This is a genomic window from Bifidobacterium sp. LCP19S3_E9, from assembly GCF_052121135.1.
GTDB lineage: Bacteria > Actinomycetota > Actinomycetes > Actinomycetales > Bifidobacteriaceae > Bifidobacterium > Bifidobacterium thermacidophilum.
The window spans coordinates 20118-41158 of sequence record NZ_JBQKEV010000006.1 but is presented as its reverse complement, the minus strand read 5'-3'; the positions used below and the strand labels follow the sequence as shown (position 1 = coordinate 41158).

The 21041-nt window shown below is 60.3% G+C and carries 12 protein-coding genes; 11 read left to right on the top strand and 1 reads right to left on the bottom strand.

The annotated features are described in order from the left end of the window. Window positions 1-277 precede the first annotated feature (277 nt). The 4 genes from pstS to pstB all read left to right on the top strand — a co-directional run bounded on the left by pstS (window position 278) and on the right by pstB (window position 4390). Window positions 278-1411: a phosphate ABC transporter substrate-binding protein PstS gene (gene pstS / locus ACTQYB_RS04410; protein ID WP_441482009.1), complete on the top strand. Its 1134-nt coding sequence runs from the start codon at window positions 278-280 to the stop codon at window positions 1409-1411. A 184-nt stretch (window positions 1412-1595) separates the two neighbouring features. Continuing rightward, window positions 1596-2549 carry a phosphate ABC transporter permease subunit PstC gene (pstC, locus tag ACTQYB_RS04405; RefSeq protein WP_321046648.1) on the top strand — a complete coding sequence of 318 codons (954 nt, stop codon included), beginning with the start codon at window positions 1596-1598 and terminating at the stop codon, window positions 2547-2549. Continuing rightward, on the top strand, window positions 2549-3559 hold the full coding sequence (pstA, locus tag ACTQYB_RS04400; RefSeq protein ID WP_376831054.1) for a phosphate ABC transporter permease PstA: 1011 nt from the start codon (window positions 2549-2551) through the stop codon (window positions 3557-3559). The genes pstC and pstA overlap by 1 nt, the downstream gene beginning before the upstream one ends. 51 nt (window positions 3560-3610) lie before the next feature. Then, complete coding sequence (pstB, locus tag ACTQYB_RS04395) at window positions 3611-4390, top strand: phosphate ABC transporter ATP-binding protein PstB (protein WP_033506015.1); 780 nt, start codon at window positions 3611-3613, stop codon at window positions 4388-4390. 1128 nt (window positions 4391-5518) lie between these two features. Here the strand turns inward: pstB and ACTQYB_RS04390 are convergent. Further along, window positions 5519-6502, bottom strand: coding sequence for a hypothetical protein (locus ACTQYB_RS04390; protein ID WP_441482008.1), 984 nt, complete (start codon window positions 6500-6502; stop codon window positions 5519-5521). Window positions 6503-6810: 308 nt separating this feature from the next. Between ACTQYB_RS04390 and ACTQYB_RS04385 the strand changes: the two genes are divergently transcribed. The 7 genes from ACTQYB_RS04385 (at window position 6811) to ACTQYB_RS04355 (ending at window position 21039) form a co-directional block, all read left to right on the top strand. Further along, a complete protein-coding gene (locus ACTQYB_RS04385; RefSeq protein ID WP_033506010.1) occupies window positions 6811-8205 on the top strand; it encodes an NCS2 family permease in 1395 nt (464 codons plus the stop codon). Between the two features lie 644 nt (window positions 8206-8849). Continuing rightward, complete coding sequence (locus tag ACTQYB_RS04380) at window positions 8850-13787, top strand: SpaA isopeptide-forming pilin-related protein (protein ID WP_441482007.1); 4938 nt, start codon at window positions 8850-8852, stop codon at window positions 13785-13787. 193 nt (window positions 13788-13980) lie between these two features. Then, window positions 13981-15963 (top strand): isopeptide-forming domain-containing fimbrial protein, encoded by a 1983-nt coding sequence (locus ACTQYB_RS04375; protein WP_441482006.1) that lies wholly within the window; start codon window positions 13981-13983, stop codon window positions 15961-15963. A 297-nt stretch (window positions 15964-16260) separates the two neighbouring features. Further along, the gene (locus ACTQYB_RS04370; RefSeq protein ID WP_441482005.1) at window positions 16261-17394 is read left to right on the top strand and encodes a class C sortase; all 1134 of its coding nucleotides are present in this window, start codon (window positions 16261-16263) and stop codon (window positions 17392-17394) included. 231 nt (window positions 17395-17625) lie between these two features. Beyond that, window positions 17626-18147 carry a 50S ribosomal protein L10 gene (rplJ, locus tag ACTQYB_RS04365; protein WP_015451002.1) on the top strand — a complete coding sequence of 174 codons (522 nt, stop codon included), beginning with the start codon at window positions 17626-17628 and terminating at the stop codon, window positions 18145-18147. Window positions 18148-18259: 112 nt separating this feature from the next. Then, on the top strand, window positions 18260-18643 hold the full coding sequence (gene rplL / locus ACTQYB_RS04360; protein ID WP_015451001.1) for a 50S ribosomal protein L7/L12: 384 nt from the start codon (window positions 18260-18262) through the stop codon (window positions 18641-18643). A gap of 356 nt (window positions 18644-18999) precedes the next feature. Then, window positions 19000-21039 (top strand): variant leucine-rich repeat-containing protein, encoded by a 2040-nt coding sequence (locus ACTQYB_RS04355; RefSeq protein ID WP_441482004.1) that lies wholly within the window; start codon window positions 19000-19002, stop codon window positions 21037-21039. Window positions 21040-21041 lie beyond the last annotated feature (2 nt).

The following is a 21041-nucleotide window of genomic DNA, read 5'->3' as shown; positions in this document are numbered from 1 at the left end:
AAGGTTGTGGCTCTGTTTCTGCCGACGCTCACACCGATCTCAGCGTCGGTAGAAGGTTGCGGGTTGGCAATTTGCAGGAGACGCAATCCTGCGGCGGCCCCCACGATATCGACAAGAGTTCATCTTCCGTTCACCTGAATTGGTCCGCAGCCCTCGTAATCTCCCATAGGCTTGAAGTGTCATGAATGGAAAGGTGCCATGTTTATGATGCGGGGTCACGGCCCCGAGGCACAGGGCGGGATCCCCGCCTGATGCGATTTCAGAGGGATTAGAAGACATGCGAAAGAATTTGCTTGTACGTTCCATCGCTGCTGTTTCCGGTGTCGCCATGCTTGCGGCACTTGGCGCCTGCGGAAACAACGAGCCTGTGTCCGGTAGCTCCAGCGCTGCCGGCAAGTCCACATCGTCCGCCGAGAAGATTTCCGGCGAGTTCCAGGGTGCCGGCGCCTCCTCGCAGCAGGCAGCTGTCGAAGCATGGATCGCCAGCTACCAGTCGCAGAATCCGGATGCGAAGATCTCCTACAACCCGAGCGGTTCGGGCGCAGGTGTCAGCACCTTCCTCACCGGCGCCACCGCTTGGGCCGGTTCCGATGCCTCGCTGAGCGATGACGAGGTCTCCCAGTCCAAGAGCGTGTGCGCCGACGGCACGGCTTTCGACGTGCCGGTGTACATCTCCCCGATCGCCATCGTGTTCAACCTCAAGGGCATCTCCGGCAAGGACAAGCACCTGAACCTTGATGGCGAGACCATCGCCAAGATCTTCGACGGCAAGATCACCAAGTGGAACGATGACGCAATCAAGAAGCAGAACCCGAAGGTCAACCTGCCTGACACCGCGATCACCGTGGTCCACCGTTCCGACAAGTCCGGCACCACCAAGAACTTCCTGAGCTATGTCAAGGATGTCGCTCCGGATGCCTGGAGCTATGACCTCGGCGAAAACTGGCCGAATGAGGTCGGTCAGGGCGCCAAGGGCACTGATGGCGTGATCAACACCGTGAGCCAGGCCGATGGCACGATCGGCTACGCCGACGCTTCCAAGGCCGGCGATCTGGGCACCGTCGCGGTGAAGGTCGGCGACAAGTACGTTTCTTACTCTGCAGAAGCAGCCGCCAAGGTTGTGGATGCGTCCCCGCTTGACGATTCCGCCAAGGGTGACAACCGCGTGGTTGTCAAGCTCGACCACACGACCACTGCGGATGGCGCTTACCCGGTCGTCCTGGTTTCCTACGACATCGTGTGCCCGGCCTATAAGGACACCAACACCGCGAAGTTCGTGAAGTCTTGGCTCACCTACGTGGTCAGCGAGGATGGTCAGAAGGTTGCCGCCGACAACGCCGGCTCCGCCCCGATGAGCGATACCCTGCGCGCCAAGGTCACCAAGTCGATCGAAGCCATCAAGACCAAGTGACGTGGGGACTCCATCGGTCCGAGGCTACAGCCGGTGCGACCGATGCAGCGCCCGTCAGACGGTATCATCGATAATGGAATGATGAAACGATTTCAGGCCGCGGCCCAGCTTTGAAGCCGGGCACGGCCTGAAGCCGATTCCACCATGTGTCCGATTTACGGGCGTAAGCCCTGAAGGAGAACCTGTGAGTTCCGAGAAATCCACGCTCGACCAACCGGCCGGCGGCAAATCCGCGGACAAGATATTCAAAGGTGTCGCATATGCGTGCGGCGCGCTGATTCTTGTTGTACTCGCCGCGGTCTTTCTCTTCCTCTTCTTCCGTGCATGGCCGTTGATTGGCGGCGACCAGAAAGCCAACCAGGCGACAATCGAGTCGTTCACCGGTGGCAACGCACACAATTTCTGGCAGTATGTGGGACCGTTGGCGTTCGGCACGATTCTTGTCGCCGCCCTGGCCTTGCTTATCGCTTTCTTCGTATCCGTTGGCATCGCGCTATTCATTTCGCAGTATGCCCCCAAGGGATTGGCGACCGCGCTGAGCACGATCGTCGACCTTCTGGCGGCGATCCCGTCGGTTATCTACGGCCTGTGGGGCGGTATTGTTCTGGTGCCGGCCATCTATCCGTTCTGGAACTGGGTCGCCAAATACCTCGGCTGGATTCCGCTGTTCAAGGGACCTGCCGCCAACCCTGCCCGTACGGTCGCCACGGTGGCTGTGGTCTTGGCTGTCATGATTTTGCCGATCATCACCTCCATGGCGCGTGACGTCTACCTGCAAACCCCGCGTCTGCAACAGGAGGCCGCACTTGCCCTCGGCGCCACGAAGTGGGAAATGATCAAGCTCGCCGTCTTGCCGTTCGGCAAGTCCGGTGTCGTGTCCGCATCCATGCTTGGTCTTGGCCGTGCCCTTGGCGAAACGATGGCCGTCCTCATGATTCTTTCGCCTGGCCTGCATTACTCGTTCAAGATCCTTCAGGCGTCGCAGAACCAGACCATCGCAGCGAATATTGCCGCCCAGTATCCTGAGGCGAACTCGCTGGGCGTGTCCACGTTGATTGGCACCGGCCTTGTGCTGTTCCTGATCACCTTCGTGGTCAACTTCATCGCCCGCAAGATCACGCAGAAAGTGAGCGCATGATGACTGCTTCAGAAGAATATGCACAAGCTGCGGGCGAGTCGCCGATGAAGGGCGCTCCGGTCATTGATTTCGACAAATTCAAGCCGACACGTTCGATGATCGCACGCCGCAAGCGCAAGGATGTGGCGATGGGCGGACTGATTTCTGTCGCCTTCATCGTCGCACTGATCCCGCTGTTTTCGGTGCTGTGGACGACGATCGTCAACGGTGTCAAGCGGCTGAACCTCAATTTCCTGTCCTATAACATGTCCGGCGTGATTGGCGGTCAGCCGACGGCGTCCGGTGGCTATGGCGGTATTCAGCATGCGATTATCGGTACGCTGGAAATCACTCTTGGCGCTCTGCTGATTTCCGTGCCAATCGGCATCATGTGCTCGGTGTATCTCATCGAGTATTCGCGTGGCAGCAAATTCGCGAAAGCCATCGGTCTGCTGGTTGACGTGATGAGCGGCGTGCCTTCGATTGTCGCCGGTCTGTTCGCGTTCTCGATGTTCACCATCCTGGTCGGGCCGGGAACGTTCAACGGTTTTGAAGGATCCGTGGCTCTGTCGCTGCTCATGCTGCCGACGGTGATCAAGTCAAGCGAGGAAATGCTCAAGATTGTGCCGAACGATTTGCGTGAGGCCTCATATGCTTTGGGTGTCACCAAACAACGGACCATCACGAAGATCGTGTTGCGTACAGCGCTTCCGGGTATCGTGTCGGGTGTGATTCTCGCTATTGCGCGTGTTGTCGGTGAGACTGCGCCGTTGCTGATGACCGCCGGATACATCGTTACGACCAATGTGAACCTGTTCAGCGGTCAGATGACCACGCTTCCGGTGTATGTCTACCAGGAGTACAGCAAGCTGAAAGTCGCCTGCCCGGCATCCGCAAGTTCAGCCTGCGTAACCGATATCCCGATGCAGCGTGCATGGGCTGCCGCTTTGGTGCTGATCATTGTCGTGTTGATTCTCAACTTGATCGGTCGTCTGGTCGCCCGCGTGTTCGCGGTGAAGTCCGAACGCTGAATGCTATTGCGTATCCGTTTTCGCAAATCCGGAACAAACTGAAGGAAAACAATGGGACAACGTATTGATGTCAAGAATCTGAACATCTACTACGGCGATTTCCTCGCCGTGGAAGATGTGAACATCAACATCGAGCCGAACAAGGTCACCGCGTTCATCGGTCCGTCCGGGTGCGGCAAGTCGACGGTGCTGCGCACGCTCGACCGCATGCATGAGATCATCCCCGGCGCTCACGTCAAGGGCGAGGTGCTGCTGGAAGGCCGCAACCTGTATGACAAGGATGTGGACCCGGTGGCTGTCCGCCGTGATGTCGGCATGGTGTTCCAGCGTCCTAACCCGTTCCCGACGATGTCGATTCGCGAGAATGTGCTTGCCGGTGTGAAGCTCAATAACAAGCACCTGAGCAAGTCGGACGCCGATGATCTGGTCGAGTGGGCGTTGCGTGGCGCGAACCTATGGAATGAGGTCAAGGATCGTCTGGATAATCCGGGTATCGGCTTGTCTGGCGGCCAGCAGCAGCGCTTGTGCATTGCGCGCGCTGTGGCTGTGCATCCGCAGGTGTTGCTGATGGATGAGCCGTGCTCGGCGCTCGACCCGATTTCGACGCTCGCCGTGGAGGATCTGATCAACGAGCTGAAGAATGACTACACGATTGTGATCGTGACCCACAACATGCAGCAAGCAGCGCGTATCGCTGATTTCACTGCATTTTTCAATTTGAAGGCGGTTGGCCAGCCTGGTCATCTGGAGTATTTCGCCGATACGACCACGATGTTCAACAACCCCCAAAACGAAGAAGCCGAACGGTATGTATCTGGACGTTTCGGCTGATTCTATCAGCCGAAACGTAGCGACGGCCCGGTGGGCCGTCGCAAGCCGGCTTCAGCCGGCCAGAAAATGTTGCCCCGCGCGGAAGCGCGGGGCGTATCCGTTGTCGGCTTTCAACCTGCATCTGATTCGGCGCAGGTCATCCGCTGTTCTGTGCCGATACATGGGAGTACATCGCCTATCCTGCCAATCCGCCATAATCTCCCGTACCCGATGTCCCTCCGCCGGGAGTTTATGCGTGTTCTTCTATTTCCACCCTGTTCTCCCGCATCGGCGTGGGACTTCTCGCTTGATTTGCGATTGGGAGCGTAAACTCCCATTGGCGTAATTATTCTCGTGTTGGTATTTCAACGTTCTTCTTGTCACATCTGTGCCGGATTTGGTTCTTATACATAAACTCCCGGGAGTTCTATCACCCTTCCGTGGATTTGGCGAAACACGTCCGCCCGCGTCCGCCTGCGCTTCGCCGCGTCAGCCCGTGTTGCCGTCATGCGCGCCGGCATTCAGCAGCGCGAGGATCTCGTCTTGGCCCAAGGAATATTGATACGAGCCATCGGCCCCTCCTTTGTATTGTTTGAACGCATGCAACTAGGAAAAGGCCCATGGCCTTTCCATTCTTGGAAATCCTGCTACATCACAGTACGAGAATCATCCCCCGTGCTGTAATGGGTGTGACAGATTTGCAGTTCGGTCTCTGGCTTTACTGCAACGCTTGTTCCGGTCGTGTCGTGTTGCGAGGTATTCTCTTGTCGCATCTGTGCCGAATTTCGTCTTGGCAATCAAACTCCCGGGAGTTTAGTCGCTCTTCCGCGGATTTGCCATAAACTCCCACTGCTCCCATTGAGGGCGTGTTGGTATTCCAACGTTTTCTTTGCCACATGAGCGGCAAAACGCGTCCTTGCTCTTAAACTCCCGGGAGTTCAGCCACCATTGTGCGAATCTGCAAGAACTCCCGGGAGCTCGGCACCAGTTTGGCGAATCCGCCCGGGAGTCCCGCTAGTGTCTGTCACTGTCTTCGCTCGACTGCCTGCGTCTCTTTGATTTTTCTCCTCCCGTGCAGCCATTGTTGCCGAGCAACAGCAACATTCGCATCTACTGCGGATTCTGCCCCCGCGCTTGATCGCTTCTCCTTCACAACGGCTTCGCAATGGGTCGGAATCCTGACGTGACACCGCGCTGGTTGAGCACCCGCGCTACATTGAGTGCAAAGTGCGCACGGGCGTCAACTGTGTTGATGGTATCCGCGTCAATGGTGAAAATGTGCCACCCGTTCTGTTGCAAACGATTGCGTTTTTCGTGGTCGTTGCGCCATTGCCTTCGATCGGTGCGGTGGTGGTCTCCGTCATATTCGATGCCGACTTTTGCCTCAGACCATGCAAGATCTAGCGTGTACGGCACTCCTGAATTGAAGGTCAGAAAATTGACTGCAAGATTACAATCGGGTCGGGGCAACCCATGTTGGATCAGCGCAAGTCGTACTCGTGTCTCTTGCATGGACATCGATCCGCAGGCAATATATTGCGCGGCTCGGATGCATGCCTTTTTTCCGTGGTACCGTTCCGTGCGGCTGACGAATCTACGGATGGTCTCGACTACTGCGGATTGAACTGGAATCTGATGTTGCGCAGTCTGCGATTGCAACTCCGCTTGTGTGGCGCGCAGTTGCTGCGTCAACTCTTTGCTGAGGGGAGTATTGTTCTTTGCCAGGGTTGTGGCTACTGCATCACCGATGATGATGAGTTCTTCAAGCGTACGCTGTGTGGCCAGTTGCGCCCACGAGTGGAGCAGATCAAGCGTGCGCAGCCCGCTACGGTGCCGGATCACTGATTCCTGAGTCCCGATGTGCCATCGGTGTTCTCTGATTCCCATGCATCGTGCGCGCGGCATACCGGGCAGGCTGGTTGCGTCGAGGAGATTCGGCGTCTCGTCGGGATGTCGAAGTACTGGGATGCATTGAAGTTCCAGAGATGTCGCCGCTGCGAAGATGAGTTGCGTGCCGGCGTTGTTCGGTAGTGACAGACATTGTTGTTGTGCGGCGATACTTCGCGCCTGCAGTTGCTCGTGGCAGCCCTGTGTTTTCGGAGCTGGGTTCGGGGATCGCTGGGTAATATTCATGATGATGTTCCTGTTGTGAGGTTCGTTCCCGGATTCTTGCAGATGCAATACATGTGCATATTACGAATGCACTGCCGGTGGGTCCACCACGCCGGGCAAATGTGGTCGGAAGATGCCCCCGCATCTCCATGACTTCTCCACATGCTATCGTGGGCATGTCCGATGGGTCGGCGGCGCCACAACGCGGTTCGCCCATCGCGTGAACCTTGCCGTCGGCCGCATCGCCGGCGACCGGGCGAGTCGCAGTAACCTCAGCACGGCGCCCATCCGCCGTGCACAAACCAAGAATCAAGGAGAGAGCAGAACTTATGGAGAAGTTCTTCCATCTCAAGGAGAACGGCACCACGGTATCCACTGAGATCACCGCAGGCCTGACCACGTTCTTCGCGATGTCGTACATCATCGTCGTCAACCCGCAGATCCTGAGCCAGACGGGTATGCCGTGGGGCGGCGTGTTCCTCGCCACCATCATCGCCGCGATCATCGGCACGCTGGTCATGGGCCTGTTCGCCAACGTCCCGTACGCGCAGGCTGCGGGCATGGGCTTGAACGCGTTCTTCACGTATACGGTGTGCTTCGGTCTGAAGTTCACGTGGCAGGAGACCTTGTGCATGGTGTTCCTGTGCGGCCTGATCAACATCATCATCACGGTCACCAAGATCCGCAAGATGATCATCCAGGCGATTCCTGAGGTGTTGCAGCATGCGATCGGCGGCGGCATCGGCCTGTTCGTCGCATATGTCGGCATGCTCAATGTCGGCTTCATCACCTTCACCCCGAAGGATACGAAGTCCGCCGGCAAGGGTCTGGCAACCGCCGCGACCCCGGGCCTGGCCACGCTGAACAACCCGACGCTGTGGCTGTTCCTCATCGGCTTGCTGCTGGCCATCGTGTTCACGGTGACCAAGGTGAAGGCCGGCCTGCTGCTGACCATCATCATCACCACGATCATCGGCATCCCGATGGGCCTGACCACGATGTCGAATTCCGTGTCGATCGGCCAGACCTTCTCCCAGCTGCCGACCACCTTCTGCGCGATCTTCAGCGCCAAGGGCTTCCCGGCTCTGTTCTCCGACCCGGCGCGTATCCCGCTGGTGCTGGTGACGATTTTCGCGTTCTCGATGTCCGATACCTTCGACACGCTGGGCACCTTCATCGGTACGGGACGCCGCAGCGGCATCTTCTCCGACGAGGATGAGAAGGCTCTGGAGAACGGTTCCGGCTTCAGCTCGAAGATGGATCGCGCGCTGTTCGCCGATTCCATCGCCACGTCGATCGGCGCGATTTTCGGCACCTCGAACACGACGACTTATGTGGAGTCTGCGGCTGGTATCGGCGCCGGCGGCCGCACGGGCCTGACGTCGGTTGTGGTGGCGATCTGCTTTGCCCTGTCCGCATTCCTGTCCCCGGTGATTTCCGCTGTCCCGTCCGCCGCGACGGCCGGCGTGCTGGTGATTGTCGGCTGCATGATGGCCGCAAGCCTCAAGGAAATCGCGTGGGACAACATCGATGACGCGATTCCGGCGCTGTTCGCCGCCGTGTTCATGGCGTTCTCCTATTCGATCTCGTACGGCATCGCCGGCGGTTTCATCACGTACTGCATCGTGAAGACCTGCAAGGGCAAGCCGAAGGAGGTTCATCCGGTGATCTGGGTGGTCTCTGCGCTGTTCATCCTTGATTTCGTCTGCATGGCGGTGCTGTGACCGTAGGGCGGTGAATTGCCGGCGGGTGTCTGCCGGGGTGTTGCGGGGCTGTCGCGTTGCGGCGGCCCCGCTCGCTATGCCGCGGGGATGCTATATCGCGGGGTGGTGTGCCGTGGGGAGGGTGCGCCACGGGATGGTGTGCCGCGGTGGAGGATTCGCCGTGCGGGATATCGCGGGGTCCGGCTGGTTCCGGCGTGTCGTTTTTTCCTGTGCGTTACAACAATGTGGTAAGCCCGCCGTGTGATTGACGTCAAACGTTCGACGGAAATCATCCGACAGGGGCTCCGACGTGGAAACGTGGCAGGTGCCCGGTGCTGTACTCCACCATGGCGGGTGGAACTCGGCTATACTAGACGATAGTGCGGCAAGCCCCAAGGGGCCATCCTCGGGGCTTCCCGGGTGGCGGTTGGCCCGGTGCCGCGCGTGAGATGTATCCGTCTGGAGGGTATCCGGCAGGCGGATGAGGAAGGTGATACATGGTGTGGATACAGCGGCCGGGGCCATCGCATGGCAGCAGGGTCCAAGGTGATGAACGCCGGGCAGCTGAAGAACTCAGCCGTGCGTGTCACAGCGCCGTCCCGCGCCATGGGGAGACGTTGTCGCACCGTGCCTGTTCCATCGTGTGCCTTCTTCTCGCAGTCTGCATGATTCTGCCACCGATAATCGCCATTGATTCCCGCCGCACTGCCACCGCTGCCGATACCACAACCGCCGGTCTATGCGACCCCACCACGAACGTGCGCTACGGCGACGGCAGCACCGACATCACCGCCAGCGACACCGGCATCGCCACCTACGTGGGCGGCAACATGTACATCGGCTCCCCGAAGTCCGGCGCCACATGGAACGCCGACGCCATCAACGGCTCCTATGCGGCGGAGGCCGAGGGCCAGACCGTCGTCAGGGGAGACCTGCTGGCGCGCCCGATCAAAGAGGGCTCCGACGGCAAATCGTTCTTCACCCTCGGCATGGTGGCCTTCGGCGCACAGTACCTTCCCGCCGCCGGCACCACCATCCTTGCCGTGGGAGGAAAGGTAGGCAGCAATCCGGGAGCTATTTCCACCCTTGGCGGCGGCAACGATGACCACGCGCAGGCATGGAACGCTCCCGTCGGCATCAAAAGCAAGGCCACCAACACCTCCAAGGAATACGACTACAAGGCCTATATCGCAGGCAAGCAGTCCACCGTGTGGGACGCCACCACACCATCGGTGAAGGCCTACACGAACACATCCTCCAACGCCGTCACATGGAGCGGCACCGGCACCACGGGGCTGAAGGACAGCGGCATCACCGGCGCCCAGAACTATGACAGTAAAATCGCCAAACTGTCGTCGGACCTCTCGCAGATGACCGCCAACGGCATCGTCACCACCGGTGTGGCGCCCACCGGCAAATATACGCGCTACAAGTACGACCGCTCGAAGTCCTACGGCATGACGTTCACCAACGATCACGTGAACTACACGGTCGGCTCCCAGACCTATTCGGGCATCAACAACGAGAAGGTGCTTTATTTCTCGGGCGACGGCCACTCCAACAACCAGATCTTCAATGTCACGCTCAGCCAGCTGAAGTCCGACGGCTACCGCGGCCTCGATTTCGCGTTCTCCAACATCCCGGCCAATGCGAGCGTCATCATCAACGTCGTCAAGGACGATGGAAGCTCGCTGGCATCCACCGATGCCGTGAGCTTCAACACCGGCTGGCGTTTCTGGTGGAACAACGATGAGATCTCCAACGGCTACGTCACCCCCGGCAAGAATGCCGTGGATCCGTCGATCAGCAAGGCCTATGTGACCGCAGGCGAAAGCATCATGTGGAACTTCGGCAACGCGGGCTCGGTGACGATTGGCGGCGGCAAGGCATACGAAGGCCTCACGGCCGCGGGCGGCAAGGACAACAACGCGTCGCTCGACGACCCGGCGGCCGCCATGCTTGGCTCCATTCTCCTTGCCAGCGGTTCCTTCGACGACCATGTGACGACGAACGGCCGCGTGTGGGTAGGCGGCGACTTCATGATGAACAACCCCACCGGCAATGCGAACGGCGCCAGCACCGCGTCCGTCATCGACATGGACCAGGAGCGCCATAACCTGCCGTGGGCGTCGAGCGGCAGCAGCTGCGCCGCAATCGGCTGGTGGAAATACGGCAGCGATGCGAGCGGCGTGCCTGTAGGCGGCTCCTCGTGGGGCGTGTTCGCCAAGGAGCAGGATGCCAGCAAGGATGAGAACGCCATCCTGTACGTTACCGATAATTCGACCAACGATTGGTCGTCGCAAAGCGGAAGCCTCGAGGTGCACGGCCTGAATATCAACGCCACCTATTATGTGCGCGAAGTCTCGCCGCCGGAAGGCTACAAGAACAACGACCACGTGTATACCGTGAGCACGACGTCCGACTGGGCGAGGCAGGACACCAACCTCAAAAGCGCCAGCGGTGTCTACATGGTGAAGAATACCGATGCCAATGGCAAGGCTGTATGCGGCACCAACATTTACAACATCTGCGATGAGCCGAGCACCCTCACGTGGAAGAAGGTCGCCTCCGACGGCAGCACGCCACTCCCCGGATCGAAATGGTCTCTGACGAACAAAGACACGAACGCCGAATACGAGGTCGACGATTTGACCGAACATGTCACGGGCCTGACCCTTACGTCTTCGAAGGGCACGTCTCTGAAGCCTGGCGAAACCGACCAGACCAAGGTGACGGTGACGCCGGATGGTGCCACGTCCGCTATCCGCTACGCCTCCACGGACACGAATGTCGTCTCCGTCAACTCCACGGGCCTCATCACGGCCCATGCGGCGGGCCGTGCGCAAGTCGTGGCCTATGCGGGAGACAAGAGATCTACCATCCAGGTGAGTGTGGTTTCTTCCGGCTCAACGACCTCCACCGATACCGGCGGCTCCATCGAGATCCGCGGCGCATCCATCATGCAGCCCAACGAACAGCAGCAGCTCATGCTGCGCCAGGGCGGCACGGCCCTGGCCGATCCGTCCGTCGCCACGTGGACGTCGAGCGATTCCTCCGTCGCCACGGTGACCGGCGGCAATGTGACGACGGGCGCCTGCGCGTCCGCATCCGGTTGCCAGGTCACAATCACCGCGCAGTATCAGGGCTACACCGACACCTTCAACATCACAGTGGCCTCCTCCAACGTCGTGACGTGGAAGAGCCCCGTCACGATCTACTACTACAAGCCACGCCGTCCGTCGTGGAACGCCTACTACCTCCACTACGCCTTCGTGAAGAACGGCTCGGCCTCGTTCAGCAACGCCGACATCGAGATGGAGCCGGCGTGCTCCAACTGGGTCAAGGCCACGGTGACGAACGCCGACGCGCTGCCCCTTGTGGTGACCTTCACCGACACGCCGTATGAGGCGGGCACTACGCAGACCAACGCGCACTGGGATTCCAACAACTCGAAGAACTACTATCTGGCCGCCGGCTACGACACCTATGTGTTCGACCAGGAATCGAACGGCACCAACCACACCGCCCCGTCCTGCTCCGTCACCTCGCTGAGCGTGACCGGCAGCAATGTGGCGGATGACGGCACAATGACGATGCAGGCGAACACCACGTCGCAGCTGAACGCCACCATCGAGCCGGCCGGCGCGGCGAGCGTCACATGGGCATCCGACAACACGACGGTCGCCACCGTCGATGGCACGGGCCTGGTCACGGCGCGGAAGGCCGGCACCGCTACGATTACCGCGACCGCAGGCGGCCAGCAGGCTCTGATCAACCTTACCGTGCGTCCTAAGACCGACGGCGAGGTCATCGTGGGCGGCAACGACGAGATGGTCGTCGGTCGCACGCAGACGCTCACCGCGCAGCTCGACGGTGAGAAAAAGGTCACGATTACCGATTGGACGAGTTCGGACGATTCCAAAGCCACGGTGGATTCCAACGGTCTCGTGACTGCTCTCTCCACCGGCGACGTCACCATCACTGCCTCCGGTTATGACGCGGCCTCCGGTCCGAACAGTGGAACGAAAACTGGTATGATGACCTTGAACATCGTCGCCACGCCGCCGTACTGGAACGATGTCGACGCCACCGGCGGCCAGTTCAAGGTCAACGGCCTGCCCGATGGCTCTTACAAGCTGTGCGAGACGACGCCGCCGAGCGGCTATGCAACAGGAGGTTCCTGCTACACCTTTACACTGTCCGCCGGTAAGGTGACAAGTTCGACCATTCCGGACGCGGGCGTCACGAACATGCAGACCACCGTCGAGTGGAGCAAGGTGGATGCTGACAACGCAAAAACGAAGCTCGAAGGCTCCGCATGGAAGATCACGAGTAAAGACGGGTCGGTGTGGTGCGTGGCCGACGGCGGAGCCGCCGACTCCTCAGTTACCAGTTGCGATGTGGAGGGCAGTGGTTCGGTGTTGGCCGACGACGATGCGGAAAAAGGCGTCATCAAGGTCACTGGCCTGCCCGCCGGCACGTATACCTTGAACGAAGTTCAGGCGCCGAGCGGCTACGAGCTGAGCAAGGACTCCTACACCATGGTCGTGTCGGGCACGGCATCGAAGAAGAGCACCGTAGGGGACAGCGATAATCTTGCCATCCCGAATTCGAAATCCTACGGCAGGGTGCGTTGGGCCAAGTATGACGTAACCGTGCAGTCCGACGGAACGCATAGACAGCTCCTAGGCTCCACTTGGAAACTGTCCAGATGCGATGGCGTGACTACGGAAGACGGGGTCAAGCCCGATGCTTGTACCCCAGTGCAGACTTTCGGGAGCAACACCACCTCGACCTTCCAATACGATTCCCTCAAGCTCAACACGTACTACCTGCTTGAAGAGACCAAGGCACCAAGCGGATATCTGCTGGGTGACATGCCATATTATGCGGTGATTGCCGCGGCCTCGTCGAGCTCCGATGCGTGGGCAACCGTCAAGGCCCTGTCCACCGGCTCCGGAGTGCAGGATCAGGTCGGCGCACAGGAATCCGATGGCACGTACCCGATCTACAACCGCAAGGCCGCCACGGCAACGTGGAAGAAGACGGAATACGGTTCAGGCACAGCGCTGGAGGGCTCCGAATGGAAGCTCGTCCAGTACGCCGACAAGACGAGTTCTGCCACTGAGTCCTCGGCGCTGCGAGTCTACAAGATCACGTACACCGCGCCGAAAGGAACCGCCTCACAGGACAGGTACGCCATGTCGTGCACCGTCGGCGCCGATTCCAAGAATCGGTGCAGCACACGATACGCGGGAAAGCTGTCCGTGACATCGCCCGAGGGCGCGAGCGCGTTGTCGGAGTTTTCCGTGTCGGGGCTTCCGTGGGGGTACTATGAGCTCACCGAGACGAAGGCGCCTTCAGGACACTTGATTGGCGACGCCATCGCTGGGAAGAGCGTGGGCGGCAAGACGGCATCGGCCGTGTTTACCATCGACTACGGCACGGTGACCAATGAGGCTACCATCACCTCTCTGCCTATGACGGGAGGTGTGTGGACGCCACGGCGCGTGCTGATAATCGGCGCGTGTCTGCTGGCGCTGTCGGCGGCATCGTATGCCCTCGCACGGCGCAGCGCGTGGCACGGACGCCGCCGTCGGTGATGCGAAACCGCAGCCGCGAAAACGCGGCCAAGCAGTAACCATAACTGAAAACCACAGCTGAAAAGCAACACAGACTTTCCGCCGCCCCGCATAGACACGAGGCGGCGGCAGGACGGGTGGCCGTACAAGCGGATGCCCGTGAAAAAGGGACCAGATCCTAGTTCCCTATGGAAGAGAAAACCAAGGAGAGATCATGAAAGCTATAAGCTCCTCCATCACGAAAATCGTGGCGCTGATCGCCGCGATGGTCGTGGCGCTCGGCACGTTCGGCCTCACCACCGCCCATGCCGCCGGCTACGACACGAGCACGATCAAGAACCCGGCCGATAACGGCACGATTACGATCAACCCCGTCAGCGGCGATACGCAGAACCGTAGCTTCAATGGCTACAGGCTCGCCTGGCTGGAGCACGTGAAGACGGATCAGAGCGGCACTGCGCTGGGCTCCTTCACCGTGAAGACCAACCCCACGTACACGACGGTTATCGAGGACGTCATGGGCCAGATCACGGACACCGCGAAGAACGCCACATTGCTGGCAGGTTTCCAGGCCGATCTCTCGTATTGCAACAAGGATAAGGGCATCGACAACCCGCTGGGCTATATCGCGGCCACCTACGGTGCAGTGAGCGAGACGGATTCGTCGTGGGGCGGCGATAAAGGCGATGGCAGCAAAGACACTGTTATGCGCCAGTTTGCCGACAAGCTCGCGGAGAAGCTGACGGACGAACAAGGCAAATCCACGTATAAGGCCGACAAAACGATGACCACCGGTGAGAACAAGGACGTGCCGCAGGGCCTGTACCTGATCACCGAGACCACGGACCTCGCCGATTCCACCGATCGCGCTGTCCCCGGCGCGGCCGTGAACTCCGCCCCGATGATTGTGTCGACTACCTACACGCTGACCGATTCCGCCAACATCTCCACGACCATCAACAACGGTGTGGGCAGCATCGACCTCAAGGCCACGCGCCCGACCATCACCAAGGAGGTCACGAACGGCAACGGCACAGACGAGGCCAGCAAGAAGGCCAACCCGGACTTCTCCATCGGCGACGAAGTGGACTACGAGCTGACCGCCACCATCCCGTCCTACACGGGCTATGACATCGATACCACGGGCAAGGATTCCGGCAAGGCCCGCGTGCTCAAGATCTACGATGATGCCGAGCCCGGCCTGACCATCGAGTCCGTGGAATCCGTGACCGTGACCCCGGAAGGGTCCTCCGATGCCACCACGCTGACGAAGGATACCGACTACACCGCCACGATCGGCGCCGGAACACTCTCCACAAAGGACAGCTATAACGGCGGCACCCTGACGACCATCGACCTTGCGAACTACGTGAACATGCGCGCGGGCACGGTTTCCGCCAACAACCACACCGTCGCCTCCGGCGGCAAGATCACCGTCAAGATCAAGGCCACGCTCAACTCCAAGGCAAAGGTCTCCGAAGCCACCAACCTGATGCCGAACAAGAACGAGACGATCCTCGGCTACTCGCATATCCCGAACGACGTGACCCACGAGCACAAGCAGCCCGGCGGCGAGGTGTACGTGTACACGTACAAGTTCAAGATCACCAAGAAGAGCTACGACGGCAAGAATCTCCCCGGCGCCCAGTTCGCCATCAAGAATGCCGACGGCTACCTGGCATGGAACGGCACCAAGTGGACCAACCTTACGACGAACCCGCAAGCCAAGCCGCAGGTTTCGGCCGCCCCCAAGGACCAGTCGGAGGACAATGCCAAGGGCATCTTCTACTCGGGTGCCGACGGCACCGTTTCCCTCAACGGCCTCAAGGCCGGCACCTACACCATCGAGGAGATCGCCTCCCCGAGCGAATACCTCAACGCCCTGCTGCCGAGCTTCACGGTGACCATCAAACCGACCTACAAGCAGGACACCTCCACGAAGCCGACCGATGCCACCAGCTGGGGTGACTACGAAAACAACGGGCTGACCATCTCCAACGAGCATGACGGCAATAATCTCGTCACCGCCTCCGGCAACAACGGCGGCAATGTGAATGTGACCAACGTCAAGTCCATCACGCAGCTGCCGAAGACCGGTGCCGCGGGCATCGCGTTCTTCAGCGTCATCGGCGTGGCGATCGTCGCCCTGGCCGCCCTGTTCGCGGTCCGCGCGCGCAAGGCCGCCAAGATGGCCTGAACGCGTATGACGTGGTAGCGGCGCGCCCGGCGCCCATGTAGCGCCCCGCGCCATGCCCCCCTTGGAGCCCTGAAGCCCCGGATACGGAACCCCGCATCCGGAAGCCGCAGGGCTCCACGCATTTCCTCTCCCGTCTGCCTCTGCCGACACTGACACCCTGCTCACCGTCGGTAGAGGGTTACCCTCCTGCGTCTGCCGACGCAGACGTGCTGCTCACCGTCGGTAGAGGGTGGCGGGTTGTTCGTCTGATGTCGCTCGCCGTCATCATACGGTAAGGTTGTAGCGGAAGGAGCGGCAATGCGACACAACCAACACCGCGGGCACACCACGGATCAGCAGGACGCCAGCAACGTCAGCCGCCCAGACACACCATCCACCGACGGCACCTCGCCAACCGAGACCACGCCATCCGGCACGGCATCATCCGGCGCCACGGCATTCGTCCCCAACCCGGGCACCATGCCCGAACTGTTCGCACCCGACCACGCCGAACGCATGCGCAGGGCCCGCTCGGCGCGCCTGCAGGCGCGCATATTCACCGCCATCGCCATCATCTGCGCCATCATCGGCGTCTCCATCATCGGTTACCCGTATCTGTTGCAATTCATCGACCACCAGCATCAGGCCCAGCTCGCCGCGCAAGTCGACAAGAACGTGAGCGGATGGCCATACCCGCAAGCCAAGGAAGCGCTTGCCGCGGCTCGCGCCTACAACAGGAAGCTCGCCGCCGAAGGCCAGCCGACCATCGGCGAGGCGCAAGACCCGTTCACCACCGACTCCGGCCGCTCCACCACCAACGACGACAACGATTCGATGTCAGCGCAGGACGCCACGTACATGAGCCTGCTCAACGCGTCCAACGACGGCATCATGGGCTCGATCGTCATCCCGAAAATCTCCGTGAACCTGCCCATCTACCATGGCACGAGCGCAAACTCCCTGAACCGCGGGTCCGGTCACCTGTACGGTACGTCGCTGCCGGTCGGCGGCAAGAACACCCATGCCGTGCTCACCGGACATCGTGGCATGGTCAACGCGCTGATGTTCACCCGTATCGACGAGCTCAACAAGGGCGACGACTTCTACGTCAAGGTTATGGGGAAGACGCTCGCTTACCAGGTGGACTCGATCACCGTGATCCTGCCGACCGAAGGCGACCGGTATCTGCGCATCAGACCCGGCGAGGATAGGGTCACGCTCATGACCTGCACGCCGTACGGCGTCAACACGCATCGCCTGCTGGTTTCCGGGCATCGAGTGCGGATGCCGGTTCCGGCGCCATACCCGCAGGATGCGCGCGGAGATGCCCGCGTTCTGGCGGTGATCATCGGATTCGTGGCACTTGCCGTGACCTTGGCCGGCTGGACGGTGCTGCACCGCAACAACCGCTGGATGCCCATCCAACACACCACCAACCGCCACGGCTACTGACCCGACACGCCGGCGTCCCGCTAGTCCGCATCATCGCGTACAGTAACGGTTTGTAAACCACAGACCGTTGGTGTGACCGCAAGGTCGCCGAAATTGGTTCGCCAAGCCATCGCAGGTTGAACAGAAAGCCGCTGAAGCGGCGAGTGTGCTCTGCCTGTGTGCAGGGCTTTTTTATTGCCCGGTTTGGTGGGTCGGTTCCGAACGTCAACGGTTGACTTAGGAAGGAACGCCATGAAGAGGCCCGAAAAGGAAGCGGTGATCGCCGAGCTTACGGACAAATTCCGTAACGCTGACGCGATTTACCTGACCGAGTACCGCGGGCTTACCGTTCCGCAGATCTCTGAGCTGCGCGAAAAGCTAGGCCGCGATACTTCCTACGCTGTGGCTAAGAACACGCTGGCTCGCATCGCCGCAAAGGAAGCCGGTATCGAGGGGCTCGATGAGCTGCTCGCCGGCCCGACCGCCATCACCTTCGTGAATGGCGACGCCATTGCCGGTGCGAAGGTCCTGCGTGACTTCGCCAAGAAGAACAAGGCTCTTATCGTCAAGGGCGGTTTCTACGACGGAACCGTGTACGACGCCGAGGGCACAAAGCAGCTGGCAGACCTCAAGTCTCGTCCGGAACTGCTTTCCGAGATGGCCGGCGCAATCAAGGGCACCATGTCCAAGGCTGCGTACCTGTTCACCGCACTGCCGACCAAGGCCGTGCGCACCATCGACGCTCTGCGCGAGAAGCAGGAAAAGGCTGCCTGATTTCGCGCGGGCTCGCCCGTTACGATATCGGTATCTCAACAACAAAAAAACATGTAGGCCGCGGGACACCAACCCAAAACCAACCCGCTGCCATGATTGAAAGGAAGCCATTATGGCTAAGCTCAGCAATGAAGAGCTCCTGGATGCGTTCAAGGAAATGACCCTCGTCGAGCTCTCTGAGTTCGTGAAGGCCTTCGAGGATGAGTTCGACGTCAAGGCTGCCGCTCCGGCCGCTGCTGTCGTCGCTGCCGCTCCGGCTGCTGGCGATTCCGCTGAGGAAGAGAAGACCGAGTTCGACGTCGTCCTGACCTCCGCTGGCGACAAGAAGATCCAGGTCATCAAGGCTGTCAAGGCCATCACCAACCTCGGCCTGGCTGACGCCAAGAAGCTCGTGGACGAGGCTCCGAAGCCGGTTCTCGAGAAGGCCAAGAAGGAAGACGCCGAGAAGGCCAAGAAGCAGCTCGAAGAGGCTGGCGCTACCGTCGAGCTCAAGTAATGATCGCGGCTTGAGCCGCACCATTTCGCTTGAGTTTTTTGAGCGTAACGACCCCGTATCGTCCATTGGGCGGTCGGGGTCGTTTTTGTTGTGTCTTGGGTGTTGCATCCACCGGAATCGCATCCGGCGGAATCACACCGAGCGGTCCCCGTCCACCCCTCACAAACTGTCTACACTGGGTGGGTTGTCAGCGTAGACAGTTTGTGGGTGATCGCAACCTGATGGTGTCCGGAAACGACACGTCATTGCGTGGAACTTGTCAATACCTTCCAAGGCTATGAGCGATAATAGGGAGAACATGGCACAATGGCAGGTAGTGTGCAATTGCGCGTACCAGGCGAAAGGAAGGCCGCAAGGTGACTGAGCAGCGATCCGGGCAGCAGTGGATCATCAAGGTCAATGGCGCCGAACAGACGGATGTAAAGCCGGGGGAGAGCATTGAAATCGGCCGTAAACCGTTGCGCCCGCTTGCCGATGACGGCAATCGAAGGCTTGAAGTCCCCGACAGCGAACGCTCCATGTCCAAACGCCATGCCTTGTTCACGGTGCATGAGGACGGTTCCGCGGACGTGCGTGATCTCAACTCCACGAACGGTTCGTATATGATCCGCGAGAACGGCGAACTGACGCGGCTGCAGCCCGGTGTGGAATGCGAGCTGAAATATTCGCCGATTCGCCTGCAATTCGGTGATATTCCCGTCGATTTCATCCGTGTGGACGCACAGGAGCGGGTCGAGCCCAAGGTGACGGACCTGTTCTCCTATGCCCCTGATGACGCGAAGCAGGAGCCCGATCCATCCGATATGTCCGTGGACGACATCCTCAATCTGCGCGCCGGTGAGCCGACTGCGATGTTCAGTTCGCAGAATGTCGCCGACCGCCTGCGTGAGTTGCGCGACGCCTCGCTGCATGTGCCGAAGCTCGCTGGCACAGAGCCGGAGCAGCCCGTGGACGAGAACGTGTCGGATAATCAACGGCAGGCCCAACCGGGGCAAGAAACAGCGCAAGAGCAAGCGTCCCCCGCCGGGCATACGGTTGCCGGTGCGGATGCCGGTCAGCGCGATTCCGTCTCTCGCCAGTCCGCCTCCGGTGCGATGCCTGTGCAGCGCGGGACTTCGCCGGCGCGTGCGTTCGGTGCGCAGCCCATCCTGCCTGATCCCGTGGTCACCGTCACCCAGCAACGTCAGTTCGCCGAACAGCATCCGCTCGAAGAGCTGCCGTTGACCGTGCAGCCGGGAGGTATGAACGAGCCCGGACCGCGTGATCTGTTCGCCGATGCCGAGAAACGCAGCAAGCAGGAAAATCAAGCCAAGCAGCAGCCGTCTGAGTCGGATGCCGGTTCGTCGGCATCAGGTCAGGACAGGGCTGAGGCTGTCGGCGGCCAGCATCAGGCCGAAAGCGAGACCACCCAAGGCGATTCTGCCGACAACATGCCCTCCGACATCGCCAATAGTGGCTCTGTTGCATCCGAGCAGAGCGAAGCCCCCGCCTCGAACCCGTCAAAGCCGGACGTGGTGTCGGTGCATGATTTGTTCAGCGCACAGCGAATCCATGAGGTACAGGCGGCGCGTGCCGCGAGCGACCGTGATGCACAGCGCCAGCCGGTCAATGCGCAACAACCGACCACTGAGGGTCAGCAGGCCAATCAATCAGCCGATGAATCTTTGGCTGATCAGTCCCCGGCCCATGAATCCCCGGCATCTGCCGTACAAGCCCCTGCAGAGCAGATTGCGCAAGCCGGTCCCGATCCCGTGGTGGCGCAACAGCCTGCTCAGGCAGCGCAGCAGCCTATTCAACAGGCGCCGCGTGTGACCTTCACACCGATGGACGCTTCCGCTTCGCAGACATCTGCAGCTGTGCAAGGCGTTCCAACTGCCCAGTATGCTCCAGCCGCGCAAGGCTCACAAGCTGCCCAGCCCGCGCAGGCCGTTCCGGTCATGCAGGCTACGCAACCCGTTCAATCCGCACCGCAGCAGGCATCGCAGACCGCTGAGTCGCAGGATTACAGCCGTTTCGCTCGTCCCGCCGCAGGGCAGCCCGCAGCCCAGCAGCCGGGTATGCAACAGCCGCAGGTATCTGCCGATCCGCAACAGAACTTCAAGCCGGTATTCGAGCCGGGGTCGGTGTTCGAGCGTGTCTCCCGCGGCGATTTCGACAAGCAGGAGCAGATGGTGCAGGTCGGCGGGTACACCTCGCAGCAGGCGAAGACCACCAGTGATTACACCGTCCAGTTCCAGATCGCGCGGCACGCCCAACTGTTGCCGTTCCTTGCGATGAACCCCTCGCTGTACGATGACCTGTACACGTGGCTTGCGGCGCAGGGCAACGCCGATGTCGACGCGGCGCTTTCGCGCAATCAGGGCTATCAGGAATACCGCAAAGCGGTAGGGAAGTGAGT